The following is a 19,394-nucleotide window of genomic DNA, read 5'->3' as shown; positions in this document are numbered from 1 at the left end:
CCGATCTGTCCATTTACGATCGCGACCCAGGAGACGACGATGCGCCCCTCACGTGAGCACACCCATCCCGACGCCGATGCGCTGCGCTCGCGTCTGAAAGCGTTGAACCTGCCGTTCATGCTCGAGAACCATCAGGCGTTGGCCCAAACCGCGGCCGACAAGCACTGGTCGCATCTGGACTACCTCTTGGAGTTAGTCAGCGGCGAGAACGCCGCGCGCGAAGATCGTCGCGTGCAGCGTTGCATCAAGTATGCACGCTTCCCCGTGCTCAAAACCATCGATCAGTTCGACTGGAACTGGCCCACCAAGATCAACCGCCTGCTCATCCAGAACCTGTTTCACCTGGACTTCGTCAAGCAGCGCGCCAACGTCGTGTTCATCTCCGGCACCGGGCTGGGCAAGAGCCATCTCATGACCGCACTCGGACATGCCGTGTGCTTGCGCGGCAAGTCGGTACTGTTTACCGGCGCAATCGAAATCATCAATACACTGAGCGCCGCACATGCCGGGGGCAGCATCAAGCGCGCCTTGCACCAGTACATCAAACCCGAAGTCCTGTGCATCGACGAACTGGGCTACCTTCCGATCGACAAGTTCGGCGCCGACTGCTTGTTCCAGATCATCAGCCACCGCTATGAACGCGGCGCTACGCTGATTACAACAAATCGCGTATACAAGCAGTGGGCCAGCATCTTCAACAACGACGCCGTGCTCACCTCAGCCTTGCTTGACCGCTTGCTGCACCACGCAGAGACCGTGCGCATCGAGGGCAAGAGCTATCGATCCAAGGACCAGGTCGAGATCTGAAGAACACCTGCGCTCACCCCCCAGCACGTTCGTGCGACCCACGCCATCGTCAAAACCCATAAGCAGTTTCAAACCGGCCAAATACCGGCATCTTCGAACCGGCGGCCGCAGAAGCCTACGAGACCTTTCGGGACAAGGAAGATGGCTGCATCAAGGTAGTGCTTAAGCCTTGATTCGGTGTGGTCAGGGGCACGGCGGATGCACCAGGCCGTGTCTCAGTCCGAGGAGACTTTCCATGCCGGGATACCGCACGCCACTCGCGGCCACTGCTTTGACCGTGGCCGCAACGTTCTCGCCGGCTAACCTGGCAGCGCCTGGCGCAGAATTCGCCACCACGCGGGAAGGCATCGTCGGCACCTACCGTCGGGCAGTACCCGACGACGACTTCGAGACCTCGAAGGCACGGGACGAGAAAACGAAGCCTCGGGTCATGGAGCGCCAGCAGCAGCTGCTGAACGAGCGCTACGACCTGTCCGATAGGCCGTCGAAGCTCATGATGTCGGGTGGCCGCCGAGCCGTGCAGGACGGCGTTCGGGTGCGCCTTCCCTCCGGCATGTCGTGGGAGAAGCTCTCGCAGATGACGCCTGACCAAGTCAAAGCGCAGAGGGCCTTCCCGAAAGGGTTCCTACCGTTGCCGCACGTCAAGCATGAGACCGGCGGCATGGTGTTTCCCCAATTTGAAATCGACGAGATCGATAAGCAAGAACGGCGGACCCTCAAGCGATTTGACATCGACTTCGATCTTCCAGATCACATGCTGCCCGAGTTTCCGCCGCCCATCTTCCTTCAGCAGCGGCCAGAGCTTGGCGATGTATCTCAGGGCCAGGTCGTCACGACGCGCAACTTCTTCAAGATCTTCAACGGAATCCTCACGCCCGTACAGATGGAAGGTCTGCGCCTTCTCCTGCATCCATTCCCACAGGAAGAGTTCAACATGACCGGCGACCGCAAGGTGGCCGAGCCACAGTTCGGCATCGCCTGCCTAGACTGCCACGTCAACTTCCACACCAACGCGGCGTTCCATCTCAATCCCGACACGCGCCCGCAAGAGCGCCGCTTCCGCATCGATACCGTGAGTCTGCGCGGCCTGTTCAATCAGCAGATCCACGGCTCGAAGCGCTCGCTGCGCTCGGTCGAGGACTTCACCGAGTTCGAGCAGACGACGGCCTATTTCAACGGCGATCACGTCTCGGCCAGCAAGAAGGGCTCGCACCAACCTAACCGCACAACCCAGGTCTCTCTGATGGCGCAGGTGCAGAATATGATCGACTTCCCGCCGGCACCGAAGCTCGATCCGACCGGCAGGCTCGATCCGTCCAAGGCGACCAAGCAGGAGCTCGCCGGCGAGAAAGTTTTCGTCGGCAAGGGCCGCTGCGCAGAGTGCCACAAGCCGCCACACTTCCTGGATCACCAGATGCACGATCTGAAGCTCGAGCGGTTTTACACCCCGGAGGTCATCAATGGCCAAAAGAACGGCGCTGACGGGCCGATCAAGACGTTCACGCTGCGGGGTATCAAGGATTCACCACCCTACCTCCACGACGGACGGCTGCTGACACTGGAAGACACGGTCGAGTTCTTCAATATGGTATTGCAGCTAAAGCTCACGACCGAAGAGAAACAGTCGCTGGTCGCCTACATGCGGCAGCTGTAGTCCTCTACTTGCAATGCCAAGGAGAAAGCCATGCACGTCGCCACGCCGTTCGTTCTCGCAATCATGCTCGCTTCCGCGCCTATTCCGGCCGCCGACAAGAAGGGGAACACCAATGTCGCATCAAGCGACCGGAATTTCGTTATGGAAGCCGCCAGCGGTGGCATTACAGAAGTCCAACTAGGCAAGCTCGCCCAGAAGAACGGCGACAGCGAGGCAATCAAGAAGTTTGGTCAAACCATGGTGAGCGATCACAGCAAGGCGGGCGCCGAGCTTGAAGCCATGGCGAAGAAGCTTGGAATCGACGTGCCGAAGCAGCCAGGAAAAAAGCACGAGGGCGCCTTGAAGAAGCTGGAAGGGCTAAAGGGTGCGCAATTCGATCGCGCCTACGCCGAGCAAATGGTCTCCGATCATGAGACCACAATCTCGCTTTTCGAGCAGCAAGCCAAGACCGGCCAGTCGGCCGAGCTAAAGGCTTTTGCGAGTAAGACGCTGCCGACGTTGCATGATCATCTGAAGATGGCGCGCGCGCTACCAAAGTAACCGTTATCCACGGGCGAGCAGGCCAACAGATGTGCCACCGCCGAAGCTGAGCCCATGAGTCCCTTGAGCGAACACGATACCTGGAGCTAGCTATGGCGCAATTCGGTTGGAAGGCCGGCGCGGAGCAATATACACCCCAAGAGCTGCTCGACTATGCGATTGCAGCAGAAGCCGCGGGGTTCGACTCTCTGGATGTCAGCGACCATTTTCATCCTTGGGCCGAGAAAGGCCAAGCCGCATTCGTATGGACTTGGCTAGGAGCAGTCGCCGCCCGCACGAGCACAATCAAGCTGGGGCCTGGCGTCACGTGCCCGATCCTTCGCTACCACCCCAGCACTGTCGCGCAGGCGTGCGCGACGCTCGCCTGCCTTGCACCCGGTCGGGTCTACCTGGGCGTCGGCACCGGGGAGGCATTGAACGAATATTCTTCTGTGGGGCAATGGCCTGAATACACCGTGCGGCAAGCTCAACTCGGCGAAGCTATCGAACTAATGCGAGCATTGTGGCGAGGCGAGCCGGTCACACACGAGGGTGAGTTCTATCAGCCTCATCAGGCAAAGATCTACTCATTACCTCGGGAGAACATCCCGATTTATGTCTCTTCCCTCGTCCCCGAGAGCGCGTACTTCGCAGGCCTGCATAGTGACGGGCTCTTCACCGTAGGTGGTGAAGAGCCCGACCTCTACCGGGAAATGATCAAGAACTTCGAGGCGGGCGCGAAGAAAGCCGGCAGGGGCGCGGCGCGATTGCCGAAGATAATCGAAGTAGCAGCCGATTTCACGAAAGACAAGGCGAAGGCCATCGCCGCCCGAAAGGAGTACTGGGCCGGTGCGATGGTGCCTGCGATGTTCACGCAGCGATTGCACACGCCCAAGCTCTCGGAGGCGAATGGCAAGGTGGTCGGATCCGAAACGATCGAGAAGGCCACCTGTATCTCAGACGATCCAGCGGCTCACGTCGAGCATGCCCACCAGTACCTTGAGCTAGGGTTCGACCATCTCTACTTTCATTCTGCGGGGCCGGACCAAACCCGGTTTATTGAGGCCTACGGCGAACACGTGTTGCCGCAACTGAAAGCTAGAAGGTCTCGCAAGTCGTCCGGCAAACTACGCAAGCGAGCGTAGCTGTCTCATGCACGTAATGCAGCTTAGTCGCCATACGGAGGACTCATAATGAAAGAGCAGGATCGTCGAAGGAAAATTTCAGAAGTCGCGTACTACCGATCAGCGCATCGAGGCTTTGCACCTAACAATGAAATGGAAGATTGGCTCGAAGCCGAGCGCGAACTCGACGCGCAAAATGTGCCAATTCCAGCAAGTGGAGGCATGTCCCAGGCGGACCCTGTCGGCAAAGGACGCCAGGCTCCTTCCGAGCGTAAGACTTGAATGTAAGAGAGCAATGTCCCATAGGGTTGAATATTAGGACATGTTATGAGGGGGGCGAAGCGGCGCCGCGCGGTCGACTAATGCAGCTTCTTTCTGTCGTTGTGCTCGTCGTAGAGCTTAAGCAGAGACAGCTCGAGTGACGACTGAATAGCGGTTTGAAGCTCGCCCAAATCCATATCGCAAGCAGCGGCTGCAACCTTCAGCGCGTCGATCGCGAACGTAGCCGTGCCCGTCAAACCGTCTTCCGGCACTCGCCATTCGACTCGCAGCTCTCCGCCGGATGTCTTGATGTCTCTTTCGATGAAGCCGTTGATGATCTGGCCAAGCATGTGAACGATCAAGTCTTGCGGCTTCCGATACTCAGCGATCCCGGCGCAAACCTCCACGACTGCCCAGCCGTGCGCGGTGAATTCCAGCGCCTGCTTGCGTTCCGGAAGGGGCAGCCAGTGCACCAGATCTGGGTCAGTTGGTTTGGTAGGCATACCTAACGGGGAGCCGGTTTCGCCTTCGGATCCGATCGGAGCGTGCGGAACGTGATCGAGTATCGCAGTTCTTTGGTCGGAAGGATGTGGTGCTGCCAGCGCCACCGAATATCGCCCTGCATGACGTAGGCAGAACGCGGCGCAAGCTCGATCGCAATCGCCGCCCTGGCGCTCTCAGCCAAATAGGGCCTGAATCGCATTCGGGCTTTTCCTGCAAGCGAGATGCCAACGATTACCTCGAAATGCGGCGCGTCCCTGTGCCAGCCGATCGGCGATCCGGGCTGGTACTCCGTGCAGAGCGCATGGACGAAGGCGCGCTCCTCCATGCCGAGCCATTGCGCGGCCTTCGCGCGGAACGGCAGCAAGAAATCCGGGAAAGGCCTACGCGGATTCGCGGTCTGCGCCTCATTCCCGTAGCTGGCCGGATACTCGCCTTCCCCGAAGCGAACCACGCGCCGGCGGGCCACGTATTGCTGGAAATGCGCCTCCCTGAACGGCAGTTGGGCAAATTCAGTCAGCAAATATTTCTCCTCATCCACCGTCAGGAAGTCGGGACGGTAGATGAGGCCGTGCGGCAGGACCTCCTGCTGGCCGAATAGCGAGGTCTGTATGGCGGCGCAAGTCATAGCAGGAAACTAACATGGGGGTGGCGCTCCATCGTTCAACCACGCTGTCGGCTGCGGGCGCGAGCCGTGCAGGAAATTGCCGCCATCCGAATTGTGAGAGGACGCAATGTCAGCAGTCGGGCGAGCAGCATGCTTTCTTTTCGTCGTAAACGCGTTCGCTGCATGCGGGGATAACACGACGCCATCGAACGTGAGGTCCGCGGGCGACAAAACTAAGGTAGAGACCAAGGTGTTGGAGACTGGGACCGCGCTGCTACAGGGCAAAGAGCCGCTGGAGGCACTCAACATTTACATGGATGGGTTCCACTTTTACAACGGGGACATCAAGGCCCAGATGGAGGCTCACCATTACTGCTCCGTGGTGAATGAGGATGTGAACCAGTGCGTGATCTTCGACGGCAACGGCAGGGACGCCAAGATCATGCGAGTCGAGTACATCATCAGCCGGAAGCTGTTCGAGACGTTACCAGAAGAAGAAAAGAAACTCTGGCACAGCCATGTCCATGAAGTGAAGGGTGGCCAATTAATCGTTCCCGGCGTTCCAAAGAAAGCGGAGCACAGATTCATGGAGAAAATCATTGGGACGTATGGAAAGACTTGGCACACTTGGCACACGGACCAAAAGCTTCCTCTGCCGCTCGGCCATCCCATGCTAATGATGGGGTTCACGGCCGATGGGCAGATCAACGAGGCGATGCTGACGTCGCGCGACAAGCGCTTCGGTATTACCTCGGCGGAGAATCGCAAGGACCGCGAAAACATCCCCGCTCGCCACATTGCGTCCGGCGCGGATGCCTGGCAACGGGGGAATGTCATGCAGCTAACGCTCCAGCCGCTTGCCACGGGAGCGCCGGTTCCTCATAGCGACAATGATCCACCCGTGGCCAAGTAGCCGCCCGACGGCCAAATAAGGGGGGTGCATCATGGTACGGAAGTCAGTGATCAGGCCCTGGTGTGGGCCGGTGTTCAATGGGCATGAACAAGGCAATGATCTGCGTCCAACTTTTCTTGCCGTTGACGAGGCAGGATTCGCCGCGTCGACGCCATCGTCTAATTGCCGCTGTTCAACGGGAGTTAACCAATGAATTCGGCGGCGTCACCGCCTTCATCAATGCGCCGGCGGAAGGCGCTTGGCGAAAGGCGCAGCGCACGGTGCGGGACGAGATCATCGTTATTGAGGTCATGGTGAAGCGTCTACGCCGCGCGTGGTGGAAGCGGTATAAGCGAGAACTAGAGCGACGCTTCGTTCAAGATGTCGTTGTAGTAAGAGCAATTCGAATGGAAGTGCTTTAATTGGATGAACGATCTTGGGTAGCGGAACTCATGAAGAAAACGAAATTGCGGTTGACGAAGGAGTTCGCCGTTGTTCTTGGCAACCGAAGAGCGCAAGCGGCGGAGATGGTTCTCAGGCCAGGCGACAAAGAGGGCGATTCGCGCAATCGCCATCGGGGCGCCGACCAATGGCTGTTTGTCGTTTCAGGGGAGGGCGTCGCCATCGTTAACGGTAAGCGCCATCGCCTTTCCGAGCGGTCACTGCTGCTGATTGAGCACGGTGATGAGCATGAGATCCGTCAGGTCGGCGAAGAGCCATTGCGAACGCTGAACATTTACGTTCCGCCTGCCTACGACAAGAAAGGAGAGCCCCTTCCGCGGGGGAGCCGATAAGAGTCGCGTCGAGGGGCCTCAAAGGTGGGGGCTGTCTCGCTTCCTCTTTTGCACTAAAACCCAATATGTTGTTTGTTCATCGGGGCTACTTTGAGAACTGCCACCGACCTCTCAGCAATAAGGCGAAATTCCCAAAGATTTCTTTCAAGCGACGGCCATCGCAAGTACCGCTGCCGCCATAACCCCGGTCGTGAGCCATCCCAAGGCTATAGTGAAGCGGGACAAAGTGAAGCGTCCCATCTGTTTATGACGGCTTCCGACCCAAGTCATCGCTGCGAGCACCGGTACTGCGACGATGCCATTGATGACTGCACTCCAGATCAAGCCTTCTATGGGATCGAGCGTCGAGAAACCCATGCCAATGCCGAGCAGGGTCGCCGCCGCGATGACCCCGTAGAAGCCTACTGCTTCCTGCGGTTTGTTCTGCAGCCCACATTTCCAGCCGCTCGCTTCACCGATCGCATAGGCCGCCGATCCTGCTAGAACGGGCAGGGAAAGTAGACCCGTGCCAATGATGCCTAGGCTGAACAGAGTAAACGCAAAGGCTCCAGCGATCGGACGCAATGCCTCAGCGGCCTGCGCGGCGCTGCCGATGTCTAATTGGCCCTGCGCATGCAACGTGACGGCGGCACTCACCATGATTGCCGCAGCGACCAGGTTGGAGAGCGCCATGCCGACGAACGTATCCCAGCGAATGCGCACGAGCTCGGCCGGCGCTTCGCGCGGGCGTTCCTTGAGCGGATGAGCATGGGGGTGCTGCGCGATTTCCTCGACCTCCTGACTGCTTTGCCAGAAAAGGAGATAAGGACTGATCGTAGTGCCGAGAATGGCAACGACAATCGTGAAAACTTCCGAGGTCGGCGCGAAATGTGGCGTGACCAGAGCACGTCCTGCCGCAGCCCAATCCACATCGACCACAAAAACGACTGCGACATAGGCAAAGAGCACCAGCGTCAACCACTTCAGATAGCCGGCATAGCGATCGTAGGGGATCCACAGCTGAAGCCCGAGTGAAAGCATCGCAAAGGCGACTGCGAAGCAGTGGTGATTCCAGCCGGTCACGAGTTGCGCGGCAGCACCCATCATCACGAGATTGGCGCCGATATTGATCGTATTAGCCAGAAAGAGCAGGCAAACGAGCAGACGCACAATGCTGAGCGGGAGCACGTACGCGATGTTCTTGGCCAGACCGCAACCGGTCACGCGCCCGATCTGGGCACTAACGAGTTGCACGGCCACCATGAGCGGATAGGTGAGGGCGATCGTCCAAAGCATGTTGAACCCGAACTGCGCCCCGGCCTGCGAATAGGTTGCAATCCCGCTAGGGTCGTCATCCGCGGCGCCGGTGACTAGGCCAGGGCCAAGGCGGCGCAGAACGCCGCGGCGGTTCGACTGGGGCGATGCTGAACCTCCACCTCGCGTAGGTCGGTAAAGTCTCACAGACACGCCGGGCAAGGACCGATCATCCGGGAGAGTTGCCGCGTGCGAGGCGGCTTTGCGCGCAGAGGGATGTCGCGGCATGCATGCATGTCATAGCTTCAATGAACGCGAACTTGTGTGAAGGGGAACCGTGCACCCGTTACGGAAAGCAGCTCTCAATGAGCAGTGCCTAGGCCATCCTTAGATGCTCGAATAACCCAGAGATGTGGCATCCTTTCAAGGGACGAAGTACGCGCGAATGCAGCAACCGGGTAAAGCAAAGGCTGCACCCGAGCTCGGATGTGGGCAAGAACCGTCGCGGTGGGCGCGCGGGCCTCAGGCATGAGCGGTGCGCAAGTTAGCCCGTTAGCGTCCCAGGTGTCCCATGGCAATTTCCCCCCGAGAGTGGTGGTCCCTCGTCAAGACGTCAATTGGGGCATGGAGCGACGACTATGCGCCCAGCATGGGTGCCGCGATCGCTTACTACACGGTTTTCTCGCTTGCGCCTTTGCTGCTACTGGTGATCGCCGTGGCCGGCTTCTTTTTCGGCCGAGAGGCCGTCCAGGGGGAAGTGGTCGGGCAGATTCAGGGACTGATGGGTCAGGAGGGGGCCGTTGCGGTCGAAGGGTTGCTCAAGAGCGCAAGCGAGCCGCAAACAAGCGCGATAGCGGCCATAGCCAGCATACTTCTCCTGATCTTCGGAGCGACGACGGTGTTCGCCGAGATCCAGAACGCACTTGACCGGATCTGGAAGGTGCCGGCGGCCAGGAAGCCGGCCGGCGTGTGGGGGTTCATCCGGACGCGTCTACTCTCGTTCGGGCTGGTGCTGGGCCTGGCCTTCCTCCTTCTCGTTTCCCTCATTGTGAGCGCGGCGGTAGCCGCGCTCGGCACCTGGTGGGGTCAGTATTTCGAGGGTCAGGAAGCTCTGCTGCAGCTCGTCAATCTGGTCGTCTCGCTTGTCCTCAGCACGGCGCTCTTCAGCATGATCTACAAGCTGATGCCCAGAACGCCGATCGCATGGCGGGATGTCTGGATCGGCGCCACGGTGACCGCCGTGCTCTTCGAAATCGGAAAATTTCTGATTGGTCTCTACCTCGGCAAGAGCGGTGTGACCTCCGGGTTCGGCGCCGCCGGTTCTCTGGCCGTGCTCCTCATCTGGGTCTACTATTCGGCGCAGATCTTCCTGCTAGGTGCCGAGTTCACCCGCGCCTATGCGCTCGCCCACGGCTCCGGCCATGAGCCCTCCGCCAACGCCACCAGCCAGGAGAATCGACGCCAGCGTCGTGAGTTGCGGCGCGTTGCGAGTTGAGCCCGCACTGTCGACCTGGGCCTGTCTAGCCGCTAGGCCAGTGACCCGCGAACGGGCCCACGGCGCTTGCGCGACGGCGTCAAGCTTCAAGTCGACCGCGTATGGGCGTCCTAACGCAAATCGCCGAGTCATCCGTCGTGCGCTTCCCAGCATGATACAAAACCTTATGGTCCATAGCCGCGATCAGAGTGTCCGCGGGTAGGCAAGGAGAACTGCGCATGAGCCTTCCCACCGAGCCCATCGGCAGTATCCCGCGTCCGGCGCCCCTCATCGAGGCCGTTGCCACCTATGGGTCGGAGGACCCGCGCGTCGAGCCGCTTTATCAGGAGGCCGTGCGCGACACCGTGCGCGAGTTCGAGATGACCGGCTCCCCGGTGATCTCTGACGGCGAGCAGCGCAAGTATCATAACTTCTGGGACTATCCCGTCCAGGGGCTCATCAACACGGCGCCCGACGGCTTTCGGATTCCGTTCGCCGCCGGCCATATCCGCCGGATGCCACGCCTCGTACGCGGCCCGTTCAGTTATCGGCGCTACGCCGACGGGTTCCTCGCCGAAGCGCTTCGGCATTCAAGTGTTCCCGTCAAGCAGGCACTCATCTCCCCATCGGCCCTGAGCCTGATGTACCCGGCAGAGGGCATCCCGGATTACTCGCGCGATGAATTCATCCATGATCTGATTCGCGAGCACGAGACCGAGATCCGCCGCTGTTTGCAGCGCGGTGCGCATTGCGTTCAGATTGATTTCACCGAGGCGCGTCTCGCCATGAAAATCGATCCGAGCGGGGAGTTGCTGCACAGCTTCATTGACCTCAACAACCTCGCGCTGTCACGCTTTACGACGGAAGAACGGGTCCGGCTGGGGGTGCACACGTGTCCCGGTAGCGACCTGGATTCGACCCACAGCGCCGATGTGGATTACGGGCAACTGCTCCCGAGTTTGTTTGAAATCAATGTGAGGAATTTTTACGTCGCACTAGCCGGCGAGAAGGACCGGCGGCACATACTCCGCATGATTCGTCAATACCTGAAGCCGGGCCAGCGGGTGTTCGTGGGAGTCATTGCTCCGATCGATCCGCGCCTTGAGACCGCACAGGAAGTCCGCGATCGGATTCTCGAAGCGGCCGAATACATTTCAGTGAACCAGCTCGGCACGACCGATGACTGCGGCTTTTCCCCATTTTGCGACGACACGTCGACGACGCGCGCCATGGCTTTCGCCAAGATCAGCGCCCGTATTGAAGGAACGAGCCTCGCCGCAGCCGAGTTGCGGATCGCTTAGCGATGACGGACGATGAAGAGGAACGGCTTCGTTCCGTCACACTCGAGAATGCTCGCTCGATCCTGGCCGCCCGTACACGCGCCGAGGAGGAGTTGCGAGCCGCTCAAGAGCAGTTGCGCGAGGAGAAGCGGGGTCTTGAGATTCTCAACGCTATCGGAATGAAGCTTGGGTCGCATCTGGACACGAAAAGCATCGTGCAAGCCGTCACCGATGCAGCGACCGAGCTCTCCGGCGCGAAGTTCGGCGCCTTCTTCTACAACGTGATCGGCAAACAGGGCGAGGCCTATCAGCTATTTACCCTTGCAGGCGCGCCGCGTGAGGCCTTCGGAAGATTCGGAATGCCTCGGAATACACCCATCTTCAATCCGACATTCCGCGGCGAGGGTATCGTTCGTTCCGACGACATCACCCGCGATCCCCGGTACGGAAAAATGGCGCCCCATTACGGCATGCCGCAGGGTCATCTGCCGGTGAAGAGCTATCTGGCCGTACCGGTCGTATCGCGTTCGGGCACCGTCCTCGGTGGGCTTTTCTTTGGTCACCCGGATGCCGGCGTCTTTACGGAACGCGCTGAGCGCTTGATAGCCGGGGTCGCAGCCCAGGCCGTGATCGCGATGGATAACGCCCGGCTGTATGAAAGCGAGCGCGAAGCGCGTGCGGACGCTGAACACTTAAGCCACCTTAAGGACGAATTTCTTGCGACCCTGTCACATGAACTCCGCACGCCACTGAGCGCGATACTCGGCTGGGCGGGTGTGATCGCCAGCCGCCCCATGAGCCACGAGCATCTCCGACACGCCGTGGAAGTAATCGAGCGCAATGCACGGGCGCAAACGAGCCTGATTGAAGACCTACTTGACATGTCCCGCGTCACGTCAGGAAAGATTAGGCTCGATGTCCGAACATTGCCGCCAGCTCTCGCTGTTGAGGCAGCCCTCGACAGTGCACAACCGGCGGCGGACGCGAAGGGTCTGCGGCTTGAAAAAATCATCGACCCCAAGGCTGGGCCTATCATGGGAGATCCGTCTCGCCTGCAGCAAATCGTATGGAATCTTCTCTCGAACGCCATCAAATTCACGTCTAAAGGGGGCAAGATTCAGGTCGTTCTGCAGCGGGTCAATTCCCACATCGAGATAAGTATCGCGGATACGGGCATTGGGATCAGCTCGGAGTTTCTCCCGCACGTATTCGATCGGTTTCGCCAAGCAGACGCGGGTAGCGCGCGGCGTCACGGCGGGCTCGGTCTGGGCCTCGCGATTGCAAAGCAGCTCGTCGAATTGCACGGGGGATCGCTGCGGGCGGCGAGCCTTGGCGAAGGTCAGGGCTCAACCTTCACCATCGCCTTCCCGCTAACTGCCGTGCATCGCGCACCTGCTGCAGAGAAGGCCGAACACCCGGCTGCAGATCCCTTGCAGCCCGCGCCCTCTCAACTGCCGGACCTCGCGGGCCTTGTCGTCCTGGCGGTTGATGACAATGCGGACGCGCGCGAACTGATGCACAAAATCCTTGAAGACTGCGGCGCATTCGTCATGACCGCAGCAAGCGCAGCGGAAGCTCTGAACCTCGTCGAGCGTGAGAAGCCCCATCTTATTGTCACTGACCTTGGCATGCCGGAGGCCGATGGTTTCGAGCTGCTGAGGCGCCTGCGCAACCTTGGCCCAGAGCGCGGCGGCAACACCCCGGCTATCGCCCTGACTGCCTTCGCCCGCGCCGAAGACCGCATGAAAGTCTTGCGGGCGGGCTTCCGGATCCATATCTCTAACCTGAATAATTCACGAAGCGCCTAAGACAAAGGCTCACTTCATGGTAGAACGCCGTTGCGAGACGAGCGAACCGCCAGGGAAGGAGCCTTTGCGTGAACGACGATAGCACACGACAGAGTGTTTTGTTCGAAGATCTGTTCGGCAAGCGAGTGGTTGCGCAGTTCGACCAGCCGCACGCGAGTTCCGATGGGGGTGCGGTGTTGCTCAAAGCGTGTGATGCGCGGCTGGGTTTGATCGATCGGTTGAGCGCTTGCGCGCGCGACGCTCGGCAAGCGGGGAAGATTCAGCACACGCTGGATGATCTGATCCGGCAACGGGTGTTTGCCATTGCCTGTGGGTACGCGGACTGCAACGATGCGGCGCGCTTGGCCGATGATCCGGTGCAGTAGCAGTAGCTGTTGCTGGAGCGTGATCCGGTGACGGGAGCGGGGCTCGCCTCGCAGGCGACGCTGTCGCGCTTGGAGAATGCACTGGGGCCGAAGAGCTTGTATCGGATGGGGCTGGCGCTGGCGGAGACGGTCATCGAGCGCCAGCGCAGACGCCTGCGCGGGCGGGCCAGGCGCATCACCATCGAGCTCGATCCAACCGATGACCCGACCCACGGCGGGCAACAATTGACGCTGTTCAACGGCCACTACGACACGTGGTGTTATCTGCCGGTAGCGGGGTTCGTCCAATTTGATGCCGAGCCCGAGCAGTATTTGTTTACCTATGTGTTGCGGCCCGGGCGTGCGCCGGCGAAGCTCGGGGCGATCGGGATCCTTGATCGAATGTTCGGGCGCCCGCGCGAGGCGTTTCCGAAGGCGCGGCTGTTCGTGCGCCTCGATGGTGGGTTTGCCTGCCCCGAGATCCTGGGGTTCCTCGAATCCGAGGGCGTTGACTACACCATCGCCATGGCGGGCAACGCGGTGCTCGATCGGCTCGCCGAGCCGTGGATGAAGCAGGCCCGCTCGGCTTCGGCGAACAGCGGCCAAACCGAGCACATATACGGGGAGTTTCGCTACGCCGCCAAGAGCTGGGCGCGCAGACGCCGAATCATTCTCAAGGCCGAAGTGGTGTGCCATCCGGGGCGCGAGGCGCGTGACAACGCGCGCTTCGTCATCACTAACTTGGCCGCGGCACCGCGACGGTTGTACGAAGATATTTACTGCCAGCGGGCGAACATCGAGCTGCGCATCAAGGAGCTGCACCATGGGCTGGAGATCGATCGCACGAGTTGCACGCGCTTCTGGGCCAATCAGTTTCGCGTCCTGCTCACCGCGGCGGCTTATGTGCTGATGCAGGAGTTGCGTACCCGCGCCGCCGGCACCGACTGTGCTCGGGCACAGGTCTGGACCTTGCGCGAACGGCTGTTCAAACTCGGTGTGTGGCTGACCCGCTCGGTGCGCCGCGTCGTATTGCATCTGCCTCAGAGTACGCCTTGGAGCTCGGACTGGTGTCAGATCGCGCGGCGCTTGGGCGCCGTCTGCGGGTAGCGTTCCGTTCGCCCCTCGCATGACCTCTGCTCGCAACACCGGAGCGGGCGCCTTCACACCCCTGCCCGCGAAGTCTTGCCAGGCAAGGCACGAATTTGGGACTGAGCGCGAATTCGCCCAGCCCATCATCGTCGCAACGATCTGATCGGCTCCACGCAACGACAGAACCATACGCTATACCGACCCATTCGCGGAATTCATGAATAATGCAGGCTAGGGCCCGGCGTGCCGGACCCACCGCGCGATCTGGCGGTGAGGGCCAAATCCCGACATCGTCTGGCGGCGGGTTCGCTCGTGCTCGCGCGATCGGTGCTGGGCGGTTTACACCATGAGTATTCGCTGGCCACTATGCAGATGAGCTCGTGACACTATGCCGCGAGTCGTGTGGGTAGGTTCCCTTTGGGATTATTTGCGCACCACAGCCGCGCCAGACCTAGTGAAACGCCCCCGGCTTGCGCTGGCGAGCGCCGGATCTTTCACCCTACTGAGCACGGGATTCCCCGTTTGCCGCGGGCCGTTGGCCTCCTGCACGCGCATGTGCTAGCGTGCAGGCACCGCTCCACGCGCCAAGAGAGAGACACATGAGCCGCCTTCCTTCCCGGCTACCGCTCGCCGCCGCGCTCGTTCTATCGTTCGCAGGGGCCGCCCTCGCCCAGGACTATCCCGCCAAGCCGGTGCGCATGATCGGCCCCTCGTCGCCCGGCGGCGGCATCGATACCAACGGCCGCATCCTGGCGGCCGCGTTCACGCAGAGCATGGGTCAGCAGTTCGTGCTCGAGAACCGCCCGGGCGCGGGCGGGCGCATCGGCACCGAGCTTGTGTCCAAGGCGGCGCCCGACGGCTACACGCTGCTCTTCAGCGCTGCGGCCGCGATGACGATCCACCCGAACACGTACAAGAACCTCCCCTACGATCCGGTTCGCGATTTCGCGCCGATCAGCCTCGTTGCGTTATCGGAGTACATACTGGCCGTGCACCCGTCGCTGCCCGTCAAATCGGTCAAAGACCTGATCGCGCTCGCCAAGGCCCGCCCCGGGCAGATCGTGTATGGCTCGTCGGGCACGTTCGGGCTGCCGCACCTCGGGGGCGAACTGCTCGAGCAGGCCGCGGGCGTCGACATGCTGCACGTCGCCTACAAGGGCGGGGGGCCGGCAGCGCGCGCGATCCTGGGCGGCGAAGTGGCGTTCATGTTCGGCACAGGCCCCACGGTGGTTCCGCTGGCGAAGGCCGGCCGGTTGCGGCTCATCGCCATCGCCTCCAACAAGCGTTCCCCTGCGCTGCCCGAGCTGCCGACGGTTGCAGAGACCGTTCCGGGCGTGGAGGTGAGCGCCTGGTACGGGCTCCTCGCGCCGGCCGGGACGCCGCAGCAGATCATCACGCGCCTGCACGCGGAAACGGTGAAGGCGATCGCGGATCCGAAAGTCGCGGCGGCCATCCGCAATGCGGGCGGCGAGCCGGTCACGAGCACTCCCGCAGAGTTCGCCGCGCACATCAAGTCCGAGATCGCGCGCTGGGGCAAGGCAGTGAAGGCCGCGAACCTTCCGATCCAGTAGCTCCGGTCGCGGTCGAGCGACTGCGAGCCCGAGCGGCTCGAACGTCAGGCCGGCGTGGCTGCGCGAGCAATCGCGCCCACGTCCGCGACTTTCTCCACCGTCCAGCAGAGCTCGATGAGCTCGTCGATGCGCGTGGCAGGAACCACGGGCGCGACCAAGTCCCGGAACTTGGCTTCCAGATCGGCATCGCTCATGGGCCGCGCCAGCGTGCCGAGCGCATGCGGCACGTGCCGCTCGAGCACCGTGCCGTCGCGCAATACGATCTTCACCCGAGCTTCCAGGTAGGTCTTCGCGCCGGGATCGACGTGTGCCTGCACGCGTCCGCGCAAGTCGACGACCGCGGGATCGAGGACCGCCTCGTCGCCGAACTGCGTCTCGCCCGCCGCGCCACGAACGAGCGCCACGGCGGCGGCGTGATAGACGCTGAACTTACCCTCCAGGCCCGTCTGCGGGGTGCGCTTGCCGGTCAGCTCCAGCACCATGGGATGGATGCCGAGCTCGACGCGCTCGATCGTGCGATGGTCGATGCCGTGCATATGCCGTAACTCCAGGCAGCCGTCGATAGCGGCGTGGATCACCAGTCCGCAGGGGTAGGGCTTGTACATGTTCCGGCCGAGCTCGAAGCGCTCGCCCAGCCCATCCGTGATGAGCAGCGGATCGAAGCGCGTCGACATGACGCGGGCAAAGCCGCGCGGCGCTTCGATGCCGCGCTCCGAGCTCGAGAAGTCCCGTTGCGCGAGCAACGCGGCCATCAGCCCGTTGCGGGCCGCTTGCCCGGGATGGAAGCTCTTGCACATGGTCCCGAACATCTCGCGCAGGCCCGCCGACTGTGTCGCCGCGATGCCGAGCGCCCAGGTCATCTGCCGATGCGTTAGACCAGCGAGCTTACCGGTGGCCGCTGCGGCGCCGAAGACCCCGGCAGTCCCCGTGATGTGCCAGCCGGCGTCGTAGTGCTCGGGAAAGACCGAGAGTGCCACCCGGCATTCGACTTCGACGCCGAGTACGAAGGCGTGCAGGACGTCCGCACCGGGGGTGCCGCGCCATTCACTGAAGGCAAGGAGCGCGGGGTAGACCGGCGCGCTCGGGTGCACGGCCATTTCGTGCGTGTCGTCGAAGTCGAGCACGTGCGAGCTGGTCCCGTTCAGAAACGCCGCATTCGGAACATCCAGTCGCTCCTTGCGGCCGAACACGGCCGCCTGCGGCGGGCCCGCGAAGGGTGCGATGGCGGCAAGCGCACATTCGATCGTCTCGTGCCGCGCCGTGCCGATCGCGCACCCGAGCCAGTTGAGCAGGGCGCGCTTCGCCTCGTGGCGGATGGACGCGGGAATGTGCGCGTAGTCGGAATCCATCACATAGCGGGCGAGGATGCGAGTTGCTTCGACTTCCTGGTTCATTTGCGATGACCTTGAGCTTTCGTGAAAGGAATCGGCGTGTGGCGTCCTAGTGGACCAATGCGTTCTTCCGAACTTCGAGCGACAGCAGGCAGAGGCTTACTGTGCGGCCCGATTTCCCGCCGCGCGCGTGCGCGCCGCAGATCAACGCCGCTCGCCGCATGTCCCTGTGCTAGGATCACCGCAGAATCCCACCACGGAGGAGCACATGGCGAAGATACGTCACATCGCGATCCGCTGCGAGGATGTCGAAGCGACCGCAGCCTTCTTCCAGCAGGTCTTCGGGCTCGAGCTGGTGCAGCGGCGCGACCACGGGCCGATCGACCTTTCCGACGGCGACGTCAACATCACGCTCCTGCCGACCACCACCCGCGGTGAGACACGGCCTGCCGGCTTCGAGCACATCGGCTTCAGCGTGGAGGACGCCGACACCACCCGGCGACGCCTGATGGCGGCCGGCGCCACCGAGCTCAATCCGATCGCGCTGGGCGATGCCTACTACGAGTCGAAGTACCGGGTTCCCGAGGGCCTCGTCATCGACGTTGGCCAATGGCGCGGCACTTCGCCGCTGCCGGGCAAGGAAGACTCGATCGCGTCTCCAGCTCGCCGCAAGGCCAGTATGGTCTGAATGGGGACAGACCCCAATCGGGGGCTGTTCCCAATTGGCGAATCGGCGTCCCTTTCCAATAGAAGGAGATCACCATGGCGCGACTCGTGAAGCGAACCGCAACCTCGCCGCTGAAGGTCGAAATCGGCAGCGAAACGCGCTGGATCTGCGCCTGCGGGCTGTCGCGCAACCAGCCCTTCTGCGACGGTTCGCACAACAAGCTCAGGACGGCCGAGGAAGGTCCCGACCTGTGCTGGTACGACTCGCAAGGACGGCGCCATACATGCGTGGAGCCGCACGATGAGGCGCTGAGCTGGTAGGCGGCGTCCGAGGGGTGCGAGCAGGCCTCGCGAGCAGCCCAGCGATGGAATTCGGTCAAGACGTCCGCGATGCGCTGATCGATGCGTTGAGCCGTCGCGCAAGGCGCAATCGCGATGCGTTCGGTGAACGCTATCGGGACCACGACCTGTCCGGACGCGGCGAGGACTTCTGGCGCGAGTACAACGTCATGGCGTACGAGTGCGAAGCCGGCATCGACGTCGCACGTGAGACCGATCTGGGGCCGGGTGAAAGCTGGTTGAGTTGGCTCGATCGAGTCGACCAGATTTTCCTGAAGAAGCGATACTACGAGGCGAGTAAGGCGATCGCTGAGGTGCGCGTGCACGCATTCCGCAGCATGGACAGCGATCAAGTCGTGCTCGCGGCGACCGGTTTCGTCACTTGCGATGTATACGATCCAGCCATCGAGAGCGTGGAGGAAGAGGCGGTTCTGCGGCGCATTGCCACCGAGGCAGCCTGCAATGGCGCTCGCCGCAACGCTGCGTGCAAGCTGGTGCGCCTTTTTCCCGGCCGTTACGAAGAGCTGTTGCGGACCGAGGAGGTGGAAAAACCCCCGTTCGCCGAGCGCGTGAAGCGGGATGCGACCGAGCCCGACTGGAACGGCATGCCGCGTCCCGCGACGATCCTCGGGCATCCGTTGAACAATAGCGCGATCGAGCAACTGGTCGGCGCCGCGCAAGGCGAGCTCGAAGCAAAGCAGCGGAATGTCGCCGAAGCTTTAGCAGAGCAGCGGGATGCAACCGATTCTCGAACCAGCCCGGCATCCAATCCGGCACCCAGCCGCGTCGGCGCGCGCTTGAAGGCCTTCGTCGGCCGTGCGTTCGGCAGGCCGTAGTGTCCAACAATTCAAACGTTGTCCGCGGTAGACTTTCGGCATGGGTTCGGCCCCTTCAGTGCTGACGTTTCTCCTGATGGCTGTCTAGGGCTGGGTCCACCGCCATCAGTTGCTCGTCATCGAGTTCCTCCAGGCCGAGAATCGGATGCTTAACCTGCATTATTCATGAAATTTGCGAGCGAGGCCGTGGGGTGCATGATTTTTCCGTTATGCACGGTTGATCAGGTGTCGAGATGACGGTCCGAACCACGAACTCTGGATCGA

General features: G+C 61.5%; 21 protein-coding genes. 17 read left to right on the top strand and 4 right to left on the bottom strand.

Going from position 1 to position 19,394, the window contains the following annotated elements; genetic code table 11:
* Positions 1-39: 39 nt before the first annotated feature.
* The 5 genes from GEV05_24810 (at position 40) to GEV05_24790 (ending at position 4,386) form a co-directional block, all read left to right on the top strand.
* Positions 40-807 carry an ATP-binding protein gene (locus GEV05_24810; protein MPZ46550.1) on the top strand — a complete coding sequence of 256 codons (768 nt, stop codon included), beginning with the start codon at positions 40-42 and terminating at the stop codon, positions 805-807.
* 235 nt (positions 808-1,042) lie between these two features.
* The gene (locus GEV05_24805) at positions 1,043-2,461 is read left to right on the top strand and encodes a cytochrome B6 (protein ID MPZ46549.1); all 1,419 of its coding nucleotides are present in this window, start codon (positions 1,043-1,045) and stop codon (positions 2,459-2,461) included.
* Between the two features lie 30 nt (positions 2,462-2,491).
* On the top strand, positions 2,492-3,001 hold the full coding sequence (locus tag GEV05_24800; GenBank protein MPZ46548.1) for a DUF4142 domain-containing protein: 510 nt from the start codon (positions 2,492-2,494) through the stop codon (positions 2,999-3,001).
* Between the two features lie 92 nt (positions 3,002-3,093).
* A complete protein-coding gene (locus GEV05_24795; protein ID MPZ46547.1) occupies positions 3,094-4,125 on the top strand; it encodes a TIGR03557 family F420-dependent LLM class oxidoreductase in 1,032 nt (343 codons plus the stop codon).
* 48 nt (positions 4,126-4,173) lie between these two features.
* On the top strand, positions 4,174-4,386 hold the full coding sequence (locus GEV05_24790) for a DUF2934 domain-containing protein (protein MPZ46546.1): 213 nt from the start codon (positions 4,174-4,176) through the stop codon (positions 4,384-4,386).
* A gap of 77 nt (positions 4,387-4,463) precedes the next feature.
* Here GEV05_24790 and GEV05_24785 read toward each other — a convergent pair whose 3' ends face one another.
* Positions 4,464-4,838: a hypothetical protein gene (locus tag GEV05_24785; protein ID MPZ46545.1), complete on the bottom strand. Its 375-nt coding sequence runs from the start codon at positions 4,836-4,838 to the stop codon at positions 4,464-4,466.
* Positions 4,839-4,870: 32 nt separating this feature from the next.
* Complete coding sequence (locus tag GEV05_24780; protein ID MPZ46544.1) at positions 4,871-5,494, bottom strand: hypothetical protein; 624 nt, start codon at positions 5,492-5,494, stop codon at positions 4,871-4,873.
* A gap of 106 nt (positions 5,495-5,600) precedes the next feature.
* Between GEV05_24780 and GEV05_24775 the strand changes: the two genes are divergently transcribed.
* The 3 genes from GEV05_24775 to GEV05_24765 all read left to right on the top strand — a co-directional run bounded on the left by GEV05_24775 (position 5,601) and on the right by GEV05_24765 (position 7,159).
* On the top strand, positions 5,601-6,386 hold the full coding sequence (locus GEV05_24775) for a DUF1264 domain-containing protein (protein ID MPZ46543.1): 786 nt from the start codon (positions 5,601-5,603) through the stop codon (positions 6,384-6,386).
* Positions 6,387-6,484: 98 nt separating this feature from the next.
* Entirely contained in the window at positions 6,485-6,787 is a 303-nt protein-coding gene (locus tag GEV05_24770) for a hypothetical protein (GenBank protein MPZ46542.1), read from the top strand.
* 30 nt (positions 6,788-6,817) lie between these two features.
* The gene (locus tag GEV05_24765; protein MPZ46541.1) at positions 6,818-7,159 is read left to right on the top strand and encodes a cupin domain-containing protein; all 342 of its coding nucleotides are present in this window, start codon (positions 6,818-6,820) and stop codon (positions 7,157-7,159) included.
* A gap of 144 nt (positions 7,160-7,303) precedes the next feature.
* On the opposite strand, the gene GEV05_24760 is transcribed toward GEV05_24765, so the two are convergent.
* Entirely contained in the window at positions 7,304-8,680 is a 1,377-nt protein-coding gene (locus tag GEV05_24760) for a divalent metal cation transporter (GenBank protein MPZ46540.1), read from the bottom strand.
* 283 nt (positions 8,681-8,963) lie between these two features.
* Here GEV05_24760 and GEV05_24755 point away from each other — a divergent pair, with 283 nt between their 5' ends.
* From GEV05_24755 to GEV05_24730, 6 genes are all read left to right on the top strand, one after another.
* Positions 8,964-9,887, top strand: a complete 924-nt coding sequence (locus GEV05_24755) for a YihY family inner membrane protein (protein ID MPZ46539.1) — start codon at positions 8,964-8,966, stop codon at positions 9,885-9,887.
* A 218-nt stretch (positions 9,888-10,105) separates the two neighbouring features.
* A complete protein-coding gene (locus GEV05_24750) occupies positions 10,106-11,167 on the top strand; it encodes a 5-methyltetrahydropteroyltriglutamate--homocysteine methyltransferase (protein MPZ46538.1) in 1,062 nt (353 codons plus the stop codon).
* A 2-nt stretch (positions 11,168-11,169) separates the two neighbouring features.
* On the top strand, positions 11,170-12,954 hold the full coding sequence (locus tag GEV05_24745; protein MPZ46537.1) for a response regulator: 1,785 nt from the start codon (positions 11,170-11,172) through the stop codon (positions 12,952-12,954).
* Positions 12,955-13,022: 68 nt separating this feature from the next.
* Positions 13,023-13,319, top strand: a complete 297-nt coding sequence (locus tag GEV05_24740; protein ID MPZ46536.1) for a hypothetical protein — start codon at positions 13,023-13,025, stop codon at positions 13,317-13,319.
* 6 nt (positions 13,320-13,325) lie between these two features.
* Positions 13,326-14,405: an IS1380 family transposase gene (locus tag GEV05_24735; GenBank protein ID MPZ46535.1), complete on the top strand. Its 1,080-nt coding sequence runs from the start codon at positions 13,326-13,328 to the stop codon at positions 14,403-14,405.
* Positions 14,406-14,986: 581 nt separating this feature from the next.
* Positions 14,987-15,958: a tripartite tricarboxylate transporter substrate binding protein gene (locus GEV05_24730; GenBank protein ID MPZ46534.1), complete on the top strand. Its 972-nt coding sequence runs from the start codon at positions 14,987-14,989 to the stop codon at positions 15,956-15,958.
* Positions 15,959-16,002: 44 nt separating this feature from the next.
* On the opposite strand, the gene GEV05_24725 is transcribed toward GEV05_24730, so the two are convergent.
* The gene (locus GEV05_24725) at positions 16,003-17,352 is read right to left on the bottom strand and encodes an MmgE/PrpD family protein (protein ID MPZ46533.1); all 1,350 of its coding nucleotides are present in this window, start codon (positions 17,350-17,352) and stop codon (positions 16,003-16,005) included.
* Positions 17,353-17,557: 205 nt separating this feature from the next.
* Here GEV05_24725 and GEV05_24720 point away from each other — a divergent pair, with 205 nt between their 5' ends.
* The 3 genes from GEV05_24720 (at position 17,558) to GEV05_24710 (ending at position 19,130) form a co-directional block, all read left to right on the top strand.
* A complete protein-coding gene (locus GEV05_24720) occupies positions 17,558-17,977 on the top strand; it encodes a hypothetical protein (GenBank protein ID MPZ46532.1) in 420 nt (139 codons plus the stop codon).
* A gap of 74 nt (positions 17,978-18,051) precedes the next feature.
* The gene (locus tag GEV05_24715; protein ID MPZ46531.1) at positions 18,052-18,276 is read left to right on the top strand and encodes a CDGSH iron-sulfur domain-containing protein; all 225 of its coding nucleotides are present in this window, start codon (positions 18,052-18,054) and stop codon (positions 18,274-18,276) included.
* Positions 18,277-18,320: 44 nt separating this feature from the next.
* A complete protein-coding gene (locus GEV05_24710; protein MPZ46530.1) occupies positions 18,321-19,130 on the top strand; it encodes a hypothetical protein in 810 nt (269 codons plus the stop codon).
* The last annotated feature ends 264 nt before the right edge of the window (positions 19,131-19,394 follow it).

Source organism: Betaproteobacteria bacterium, assembly GCA_009377585.1.
Classification (GTDB): domain Bacteria; phylum Pseudomonadota; class Gammaproteobacteria; order Burkholderiales; family WYBJ01; genus WYBJ01.
This window is presented reverse-complemented; position numbering and strand designations above follow the sequence as displayed.